The 11,774-nt window shown below is 34.9% G+C and carries 4 protein-coding genes (2 of these 4 running past the window's edge); all 4 read right to left on the reverse strand.

Annotation, left to right across the window (positions count from 1 at the left end; all coding sequences use genetic code 11):
- Nucleotides 1–73, reverse strand: the 5' end (the start) of a protein-coding gene (locus ACKTTV_RS11135; RefSeq protein WP_456243524.1) for an Ig-like domain-containing protein. It extends 1,481 nt beyond the left edge of the window; only the first 73 of its 1,554 coding nucleotides appear in the window; the start codon lies at nt 71–73; its stop codon lies off the left edge, out of view.
- Nucleotides 1–4,430, reverse strand: the 5' portion of a protein-coding gene (locus ACKTTV_RS11140; RefSeq protein ID WP_456243525.1) for a DUF4347 domain-containing protein. The gene continues 46 nt to the left of window position 1, outside the view; the window shows 4,430 of its 4,476 coding nt (coding positions 1–4,430); it begins with the start codon at nt 4,428–4,430; its stop codon lies beyond the left edge, outside the window. The genes ACKTTV_RS11135 and ACKTTV_RS11140 overlap by 119 nt, the downstream gene beginning before the upstream one ends.
- A 1,743-nt stretch (nt 4,431–6,173) precedes the next feature.
- Nucleotides 6,174–6,602: a hypothetical protein gene (locus ACKTTV_RS11145; RefSeq protein WP_408030911.1), complete on the reverse strand. Its 429-nt coding sequence runs from the start codon at nt 6,600–6,602 to the stop codon at nt 6,174–6,176.
- Nucleotides 6,602–11,774: RHS repeat protein (locus ACKTTV_RS11150; protein ID WP_408030912.1), on the reverse strand; the 5,173-nt coding region annotated here is incomplete at its 5' end. The genes ACKTTV_RS11150 and ACKTTV_RS11145, both read right to left, overlap by 1 nt.

The following is an 11,774-nucleotide window of genomic DNA, read 5'->3' on the forward strand; positions in this document are numbered from 1 at the left end:
CCATTTCCATCTGCAAGAGGGTCATCGTAAGCCTCATTGGCATCGCTACAACCATCTGCATCACTATCAGCATTTAAATAATCAGGAGTTCCTGAAGTTGTTTCTCTTGGGGTTGTTCCATTGTTATCTCCATTTGCTGTTTCAATGGAATCTGCTAAACCATCTCCATCGACATCGCTTCCTGAACTCGGTGTGTCCATATTATCTACTCTTCCGTCATTGTTAGCATCTAAATCATTCGTGCCTGCTTCAGTAATATCATAAATCCCATCATTATCACTATCGACATCTAATCTATTCGGAATACCATCATTATCAAAATCACATTCTATTAGTAGATCATGGAAAATTGTTCTGTTCGTACTAGTTGATGTATCAGCGGTTTCGTTTACACCAAATACAAAGTTACCTGAACTAAAAGTTGAGTGATATAAACCAACCCAATAATCAGGATCCGTTGAAGAAACCATATTGTTGGGAGTTACCGTTCGATAGGTTGTATAATTCAAGCTTGGCGTAAAATCCTGTGAAGTCGGTTTCAACTGAGCTCCTGCCCCTACTTGAACAGATTGAGAAGATTCATACCCATGAACATCTACAAAACCTCCATTGGTAGAACCATCAATATCTCTTAAAATTGAAACTACATTCGTCAAAGTTGCTGGAGTTGTTGTTCCTGTTTCAACAACAGTTAACTTGTATTCAACAAATGGGTGTTCCTTGTAGTCCGCCTCAACTATTCTCAAGCCTCCCACTGTTGTTCTTTCTAGTCGACCTGTCGGAACATTTTCATTCACTATTTCAACTAAAACATCATAATTTACACCATTACTTGAAAGTGCATTTACCTTTCTTAAAACATCTCCAGTATGAAGGTCAGAAGCATTTCCTGAAACCACAACTAAGGTTTCAGAAATAACTCTTGTTGGAAGCGTTGAACATTCCGTTATATCCGTAATTCCGTCATTGTCATCGTCTAAATCACATAAATTACCAATTCCATCGCCATCGGAATCAACGAATGCAGGGTTTCCAGGAGCACAAGAATCACAAATCGCTGAAACTTCCGTATTATCATAAGTAGTTCCTCCATCAAAACTATTGCTATTTGGAACCCCATAGGTTAAACTTGAGCTATCCATATCAACAGGTCCTGAAAGACTTCCTTCATTATTTAAACTATCGTAGCTATATGAATTTCCATCACTTTCCAAGGCATCTGGACAGCCATCTGCATCACTATCTAAGTCGATTCTATTCGGAATTCCATCATTATCAAAATCACATTCTACTAGTAGATCATGGAAAATAGTTCTATTTGTACTTGTAGATGTATCTGCAGTTTCATTTACACCGAAAACAAAATTACCCGTACTAAAGGTTGAGTGATATAAACCAACCCAATAATCAGGATCCGTTGAAGAAACCATATTGTTGGGAGTTACCGTTCGATAGGTTGTATAATTCAAGCTTGGCGTAAAATCCTGTGAAGTCGGTTTCAACTGAGCTCCTGCCCCTACTTGAACAGATTGAGAAGATTCATAACCATGAACATCTACAAAACCTCCATTGGTGGAACCATCAATATCTCTTAAAATTGAAACTACATTCGTCAAAGTTGCTGGAGTTGTTGTTCCTGTTTCAACAACAGTTAACTTATATTCAACAAATGGGTGTTCCTTGTAGTCTGCCTCAGCTATTCTCAAGCCTCCCACTGCTGTTCTTTCTAGTCGACCTGTCGGAACATTTTCATTCACTATTTCAACTAAAACATCATAATTTACACCATTACTTGAAAGTGCATTTACCTTTCTTAAAACATCTCCAGTATGTAAATCTGAAGGATTTCCAGTTTCGACTACTAGTGTTTCTGAAGTTACTCGTGTAGGAAGTGTTGAACATTCCGTTATATCTGTAATTCCGTCATTGTCATCATCTAAATCACATAAATTACCAATTCCATCTCCATCGGAATCAACGAATGCAGAGTTTCCAGGAGCACAAGAATCACAAATAACAGAAACCTGCCCGCTATCATAAGAAGTCCCTCCTGTGAAATTAGTACTATTGGGAACACCATATGTAGTACTTGAGCCATTGGTGTCTACATTCCCAGATAAACTACCATCACCATTTAAATCGTTATAATCATATGAGTTCCCATTACTTTCTAAAGCGTCAGGACACCCATCAGCGTCGCTATCCAAGTCTAAATGATTCGCAATTCCATCGTTGTCAGTATCGCAAAAATCAGTACTGTAAGCAAATCCATCTAACCCATGAGGGTCAAAAGATATTGACCGAATAGAACCACTGGTAACATCATGTCGAATAACTACTTGACTTACTTTATTTAGAGTAACAAAGCCTATGGCTGTTTCTATATTTTGACCAACCATAACCGATCCTTTCGAGCTACCATCAGCATCGTAAATGTTAATCATTCCTGTTAAATCATCTCCAACAACACCTCCTTCTAAGTAAGCCACTAATTTACCATCTGCATATACTTGGTATTTTAAAACAGGGTTGTTATCAGTAAATGTATCAAAAGCATCAATGATATCTAGGCTGAACGCCGTAACTGGTGTTGTGAAATCTATTTCGATGCTGTAATAGTCGCCGACTCCTGGGCCCATTTCAGGCTCAACATAGGCTCCATCCCCCGAACTTCCTGAAATAAAATTATCTGCAGTCGTATCTCGAAATTCTGCCCTTCCATTTACTGGATGATTGGATGTATATTTCATCGTACCGTTAGCAAAAGTTACCGTACTCAAAATAGCTGTTCCATCACCAGAATGACTTGCGGAAAAATCATCATTTCCATTAAGCACAGTTAAATTTTTTCCTTGGTTATACGCTCCTTGTTCAAAACCAGATTTTTTATACCCTAATCCGTCAGTATTACCTCCACTAGAATATACATCAAAACCTCGTAAACTCCAGGTTACATTCCCTGCACTTGGTGCAGTCGCTCCAGGAATAACAGGACATAACTCGTCAAGATCTAAAATTCCATCATTATCATCATCCAAATCACAATCATCGGCAATGCCATCACCGTCAGAATCTGTACCTATAGAACATGGATCCGAAACAGTTACGATTCTTGTACAAGTACTCGAACTACTATTGATACATCCAGAAGGTGAACTTGTATTGGTTCTAGTAAACGAAACTGTATAATTACCCGCTTTTTTAAAATGAATATCTCCAGTGCTTGTTCCTGTTCCATTGGCTATACTAACCCCCGAACTAGGAGAGATACTCCATGTAGTGTTATTTGCAGGTGTTCCTCCACTAACCGAATACTGTGTAGTTTGCCAAGGATCTACCTTTGAAGATCCAGAGACATTGCAAGCGCTAACAGGATCACAATTCAACGGTCTAGTGTAAGGAATACTCATACTATTTCTATCGATTAGTATATCATGTTCATATGTTCCTCCTGATTGATGTCTCAAACGAACGAGTGTTGATGTACTGTTAGCCGTAAAAGATCTGGTATATGTTCTAAAAGAATGATCCCAAGGTGTAGAAGGAAGCACTATATTTTCATTATGAACATTCCCAATACTTAAATTCAACGTTAAAGAATGTGGTGATTGATAACCATTGGTCATGTGATTATGTGCCCTGAAGCTAATTGTGTAACGATTCCCAGCAATCGTAGTAATTCTTTGCTCTACGTATCCGTTATTAACATATCCGTTATTTAAATTGATTGCTGAATGATCTGACCAATTTACATATTGTGCTCCATTGTGATAACTCCATCCATTTGAATTTAACAAATTCTGAAGATTATAATTGTAGGATGACACGTTGATACGATCAACAATATTTCCTGCCTCCAAAATCCAGTCACCATCTTTACCAGTTATATTATTAGAAGCGGCAATATTAATCCCTAACTCTTTAATCAAAGTAGCTACTGCCTGCTCGCCTTTTTTTCCTTTAGCAAACTCACAGCCGTAAATATTAAGCTGCTCAATAGAATTAAGATCTAAGTTTCCTCGAGCCCATTTTGCAATTTCATTCGCATTCATCCAAGAGTTTTGAATATATAACTGCCCTGATTTTCCATGGGAAAACAAATGAAAAACATTATTACCCCTCGTAATTACATTTCTAATTAGTTCAGGTTGTTTTATATCCTTATCGAAGTAAAAGTTATTGCTTTTTCTATTAGCGCTAGCTTCTTGAAGTGAAACCGTTATCAACAAGATGGTAATAAAAAAGTTTACAAACTTTTTCATCCCTTTTTTATAATTTCTAATTGAATTGCTCGGAACTCTAATTAACAAAAACTTAAGTAGTTTTAAATTTTGTAGATTTAAACAATTTTGAGTTTCCTTATTAAAAATGCCATGTCCTATTTGTTTCTTAAGAACATGACTAATCCGGTATAAAAAATCCTCCCCCATTTTTTATCATAGTTATTATCATTAACAATAAACTAAAGCTTAGGTTGATTTCCTTTCAAAATCAACTTACCTAAAGGTTAAAAACAAATTTTAGTCATTTCAACCTCTTGGGGGGCAATACCTAATAAAGTCGAGACAAATGTACATTAAAAAAACAACCAGACAAAAAAACATTGAATTTAAAATACTAGATAACAATATTTTAAACCTCCCTTAATAACTATTATTATTTATCTATTTCTCTAAACAAAAAATATATTCTTAAAAAACAACAAAACCATAGAGAGATCTATGGTTTCATTTTTATTCCTTTTAAAATTAATTTCTATATTTTATTAGTCTTGCTCGATACTAGTTACAGACTAGTACCATGTTGGATTATTTACTTACTCATTGCTAGCACGAGAAAAATTCTAATGGAAGCCGGGCTATGATTATAGAAACTAAATTAGCTTACGCTTGAAATATAAAGAACAACCTCAATTAACTAAAATTAAGGTAGCTTTTATGTTTATTATTGTTTTGCTTACTCTTAACCGCCACTAGTTACAAACTAGCGGGAGCCGTTACTTTGACATACTAGCGCCAGCAGGGGCTTCTTTTTAAACTTATCGTTTTGCCATTGCAAATGGCTAATAATATGCTCGTTTCTTTTAAACTTTCTATTTAAAACTTGCCATTACGCTATCGCTAAATGTCAAGGTGCGGAGAAAATAATATGATTAAATAAAAATTCTTAAATACATAAACAGACTCCCAAATCCCTTCTTCTCTCTCAGAAATAACTTTATAAGTCTCCAAAAACGGGACAAACAAAATGCTCTTACTTAATCTCATATTAAATTATTTTTTCTACACGTTAGAAACCTGAGATATCTGTGCAACCTAAAACAAAAACACAGGTAACAAATATTAAAAAATATATTTCATCTTTAAAACTTATAAACATTTAAAAGACATATTCTTAAAGCTAAAAACAACCTCAATTAACTAAAATTAAGGTTGCTTTTATATTTATTCTTATTGCTTACTCTTAACCGCTACTAGTTACAAACTAGCGGGAGCGGGACCTTAGTTTACCACCTAAATCCAAAAGAACTTCGATTACTGCTAAAAATAAAGGTGAATTTACCTCATAAGCTATCACCCTAATAAAACTACTCTTATATTTAAATGATAATTCAACCTCAGACAAATCATCTTTTGAGTTCAAAATATAATTCGTATCATTTTCAACTCCTACATTGAATTTTTTTCTCTTATCTTTTCAGCTATAATCTCAATACTTGGAATATGATTTGAAAAACTAATAATTTTGCTTTGTCTCATAATAAATGACTAATTACTTTTTAACTTTTGTAGTACTTTACTGAATAACCTTATCCTTGCTGACTTTTAGCCCATTTATTTAAACTCTCAGGTCTAAGTATAGTAAAACTAGGCTTTCCTTTTCCTTTAAAGATTATCTTTTTACTTTGCGTAACACAAATTTTGCAGAAACTATTTATTATCTCCTAACATACGTTAATTACTTACTCTTTGCAACTACGAGAAAGATTCTCATGGAAGTGGGACCATGGTTAAAGAGACTAAATTAGCTTAGCCTTGAAATACAAAGAACTACCTCAATTAACTAAAATTGAGGTAGTTTTTATATTTATTGTTTTTTTGCTTACTCTTAAACGCCACTAGTTACAAACTAGCAGGAGCCATTACTTTGATATACTAGAACCATCAGATGGACTACATATCTGAGCTATCGGATGATGGATAAGCTATTCCGAGACCATCTTTTCTTGTTAAAAACAAAATTAAACTTGATATTATAGAAAACATACTTGTATTAAGAACCCAAATAGAATCATTATCACTAATTTGGATAAATTCTATATGATCATTCTTTGACATTGTTCTTAATTTTCTCTTTATGATCCCCCATAAATCTTTATTTAAAACTCTTTTTTCAAAGCCTGATCTATCGCAGAAAAATAAATAGTCTTTTCCTATTACTGTATAAAGTCCTTCCTTATTTCTAATACCTAAAAACGCTTCTCCTCCTGTTTTTTTTAAGCTTTTAATAGTACTCGAATTTTCATTTATATAAAATTCTCCCGCTATTTGCGAAAAAGAAAGGCTCTCCGCTCTTTTTCTTATTATTTGATTATTTAACATTATTCTAAGTCTATTTTTAATTCGTACTGAAAAAAACCTGATTTTTCAACATTAAACCCATGATATTTCTTACCAAGATCCGCTCTTCTAGAAACTCTTTTTAATACTTTAGGGTTAGCTATTATACCCGTTTTTATCTTTATGGATTTAATCCCTGGTATAGATGAAAGTTCTTTATAGACATCTTTAAACTTACCTAAATCAGTTTCTTCTGCAAAACCTATTTTAATATGTAGTTCATCTCCGACCACAGAAATATTTGATTCTTTAATCCCTAAATCCGCAGCATTTTTTGCTGTCTGTGGATTACTAAAACGAAAGCCTTTATCTTCAGTAGAACCTGAGCCTCTAATATTAACAGCTTCTTGTCTAGGTATTACGTTCTTATTATTCTTAGATACGAAATCATCAAATTCGGAAGAAGTTCTTTTAGCGGCAGAAGATTGTTTACCTAATTTAGGAGCTAATCCTAATAATTTAGCCTTAATTATTCCTGTAGCCGAACTAACATCTTCTATAAACTCAAGTGTAAATGTAGATAGATACTTTTTTGATTTTAGGTTTAAATCTGCAATATTTACATCTCCAGAATGTAATTCATCCATTGACATAAAGTACCCTATCCCTTCATAATATAAAACTGCTACATCAGGCATAGCACTATCAACTAAACCGCCAAAACCGCCAGTCCAGTTTAATATGGTATTAGCATATGTCTTCTTTTGAACATCACCATCTAGAACCATCTGAAAATGTACTGACCCATCGGAGCCTGTTCCATACACTTGAAAATGACGGTATTCAAGGCCCTCTAATTCCCTGCCATCTATTACCCTATTTTCACTAAATGCATACGCTGAATTATGAGGATACTTTTTTTCAAGTGGATCAGATGAGAAAAACCTACCCACTCTAGAATCATGCATTCTATATTTGTAATTAATGCTGTTCCCTTCCCCTTTAACTTCATCGTCTTTCTCTTGACCTTGGAAACCATATCTATAAGAATCTGCCTGCCCATGCCTGTTAGGTACTAACATCCCAAAAGGATAGTAATCGTTATACGCAACTACCTCTGGTGTAAATATAGTATTTTCTGCGATAACTCCATTGGTATTTCCTCCTGTGGTGGTATCTGCACTTCCTTTTTCTAGTAAGAAGTTCTCAATTGTTCCTGTAAAACCATTGTCTGATGAGAATAACAACAAGTGTAATACCTGATAATCATTCACCGAATACTCAAAGGTTTGATTTCCTATGTTTAAGTTTCCTTGATATACAAATGCAGCCGTATTACTTGGATTGGTATCTGTAGACATTGCAATGGTAATATCACTAATCTTTAACAAATCTGTCACATCAAAGCGCATTCGATAATTACCTGGCGCATGGTCATAAGATCCAATAGTAGGTAGCCCTCCTTCTGGCATTAACATGAGCATTGCTCCTTCTGGCTCTGCTCCTTGCCAATTGATATCTGTGATCGTTGCATGTGCTTGATAACTAATCGTAGCCTCTGGCTCTGCTACCAACTTACGATCTGTAATTACATTAATTACATTTCCTAAGTGATTGCTTAACTCATAACGCTTGTTCCCGACCTCTCGTACATATTGATTGTCTGGTATAATACTTGCCAGTTCTGTACTTGTTCTTAGACTTACATTAGCTCCTTGAGTTATACTTGATCCTGGTAATAATTGAATCATATTTCCAGCTGTATAACTTCCCGTTGCCGTTGCTTGTACTGTATATGGACTCTGGTTAGATACCACAATAGCATTAATAGCCTCTTTGGTTACGCCTCCTGTTACTTCTTCTCCATTTAAGTATAGGTTTTCTGCTACAGTGTTCTTCTTCGTATTATCTAACTCTAAAGCATCCGTAAGGATTCCTAAACGTGAACTTCCATATAAATGGTGCTCTTCTAAATGTAACTTGTTTTGATCATTTTGGAATGACTTCTTGTAAACTGCCATGACATTCCCTTGAGCATCTCGTACATAATAGGTTGTCACTGGGGAAGCACTACGTCCAATACCACTATCGGTCTTTGAAATACGGTTTCCTAATCCATCATACTTAAAACTAATGGTTTGCGTGTAAACACCTACTTTCTTCTGAATCGATTTTACTTTACCACTTACACTCCATTCTATCTTTTCAATGCCTTGGGTTTCATCCTCTACTAACTGCCCTATGGCATCGTACTTATAGTTATGAGTGTTCGTATTGGTAGGCGTATAGGTTATTCCTAACTCTGCTAAACCTTGCACCTGATCATCAATATCTGAACTAAAAATAGTTGCATTGGCTGCATCGTTTACCAAGGTTAACTGATTGTTTTTATCTCCTGTCCTTGATATATTATCATACTCATAACTCAAGTTATCCATTAACTCAGTAGTTCCATCTGACTTTAACGCTGTTCTAGTTAACGTTTTTAAGTTTCCATTACGATCGTATCCATAAGAACTCTCAATATTGGTGGTTCCTGAAGCTCCTATTAAATGAGACTTCATGTTTTTAATACGGTTCAACTGATCGTATTGGTAATGGTTATATGCCGTTGGTAATGCTTTGTTATCTAAATCTCGCATATTGGTAACCATGGCCTTGATATTACCATTGTATAAATCTCTGGTGCTATGAGGCAAAGTGGTACTACTAGTTACCTTTAAATAATCTGTCGTATTAGCCTTTCTCGCCTGATAGTCCTGATTAAAGTATGCTAGTGAATATCCGTAAACATCCTTTCCTACTTTGTTTGCCAATCCATCTTTTCCAAAATCAGACTCCGGTGTTAACGCTTCTCCATTGACAGACTTTAACCATCCTTGCAAGGTATATACATAATCTAGCCCTTGTACTTGTTTGTCTCCTAGTACTGTTCTGGCTAATGGTCCATGCTCGTAATACTTATAATCTGCATCTTTATCCCAAAGTATACCATCTCGTGAAGTTTCTACATTGACGATTCTATTATCAGCATCGTATTCATATTTATGTATAAACTGATCTTTCTGTTCTGGTTGGTATACTACCTGATTCACATTTCCACTGATTAAATCGTAATCATAGATAACAATCTTAGTACTTTGTCCTAAACTAACAAGGATATCATCATTAATCTTTGTCGCTATTTTTTCTACATTTCCATGAACATCATAACTGTAGTATATCGCATTGTCATATTTGGTAAGGGTACGATCTTCTTGATCAATCTCATAATACAATACCGCTGCTACTCTATTACGTAAATTATTTTGTGTAATTGGTGCTTCTGCTCCCTCTGGTAAGAAATCGTAAATTGTTCTAGTTACTTCTTTCTTAGCTGCAATATGCTCAAAGTCTTGTACAAAAGTGGTGCTTCCTCTTAACGATTGACGTAATCTTCCATTTATAATACTATATGAAAAACCTTGTCCTAAATCCGCTGGAGTTAATTCTCCCGCTTCTACTATACGTCCTAAAGCGTCATACTTTGTATAACTAAAAGTACCTCCTGCTGAAGCTGCACTTGCTTGCTTTTCATTCTGAGAAGCAATAATACGCCCTAAATTATCATACGCAAATCTTGTCTGACCTCCATCTGGAGTCATTTGCCATACCAATTGATTTAATGAATTGTATCGATACTGAGTTTTATAAGTATGTTGCTGAGTAACTCTATCAACTCCCTCCGGTGGAACTGTTTGTACTAAATTACCCGCTTGATCATAATAATACAATGTGTATTGATACTCCTTATCAGCATAAGTCATATCCAACTTCTCTTTCGCTGCTGACATTCCCTCAATAGTATACTCTCGTATAAAACGAGCTCTGGCCTCTGCTAAAAAGTTTAAGTAATTCTCACTTGTATAAGCCCCTACTAAATTCTCCGCTAAGTCTGTACAAATTGGTCTTGGCTCGCTTGGCTTAATATCAGTAGGTATCAAAGGTCTTGGAGGACAAATATCTGGATTACCTCTTCGGTAAACTATATTTACATAATTTACCCAACCTTCCTTCTCTGTAATTGATACATCTTCTATATAAGCTTTATAAGACTCTATAACACTAGACATTCTTACATAACCATAGTTTAAGTAAGTATTCCCAAAATCATTTAACGATACAAAATACTTATTCTCTATTGTTCGTTCTGAGCCTGATGAAAATCTAGTATCTAATGGTAAAATCAAATTTAAATACTCTACATAATCTCTTATGATATATCCATAGTTCATCGAACAGAAATGATTCCTTGGCTCATCTATATTGTCAAACTTATCTGGATCTATAAAATCACTACTTAACGTATATCCATCAATATTGGTAACTACCTCTATAAATATATTACTAGGGTCATATCCATCTGTTCTCTCATCTTCTATGACTCCTAATTGAGATACAAAATAATCATACTCCGTGTCACAACTAACAGGCTCTAAGGGCTGTGGAATACAATCACACTCTCTTAAAACAATATCATCCTCTGAATCACTCGGTGTAACAGGATCTGGAATAGCCGATGCTTTTGCTCCTTGTGGTTTTACTCCTTCATATGGATTAGGGTCAACCCATGTTCTATTGATCACCTCGCATAGGTTAAGACCTGTATAAGGACCAATAAAAATAACTAGTCTCATTTTAACATCTTTTACCTGACCACTTGTATCTGTATAATTTAAACTAAAAAGATAACCTAAAGGTCTAGTAACATCTTCTGGACGGATACTATTCACTACTGAAACATCAGCCCAATTAAATGTTTCGTCAATAACATTACCTTGGTACCTATTCTGCTCAAACATAAACGTATAATACTTACCTGATACGACTTCACTTACCGGAAGAGGTTGAGGCGAATATTTTATAAATCTTTTTGATCCAGCTGTACCATTATAGGTATGTGCTACTACCTGTGAATTATGTGCCCAGTCTAAATTAAAAAAAGATGTAAAATTATCTATAGTACTAGAAGTATAGGTTGTAGCTTCAATTGGATTCACAGTACAAACCTCTCTTAAAATATCTTTTATACGATTATTAAAGAATGTAAGATTCTTAGGGTTTTCTATACATGCTGGGACATTCAAATCACAAACATCGCCTATACCATCATTATCTGTATCTGTTTGGTCTTTGTTCGCTTTGTCTGGACAGTTATCACAAACATCACCTATA

The sequence above is a fragment of the Tenacibaculum xiamenense genome (genome assembly GCF_964513065.1).
In the GTDB taxonomy this organism is placed as follows: domain Bacteria; phylum Bacteroidota; class Bacteroidia; order Flavobacteriales; family Flavobacteriaceae; genus Polaribacter; species Polaribacter xiamenense.

Excerpts from the sequence above, each read along its gene's own strand:
- ACKTTV_RS11145 (WP_408030911.1), bottom strand. The coding sequence starts at position 6,602 with ATGTTAAATAATCAAATAATAAGAAAAAGAGCGGAGAGCCTTTCTTTT.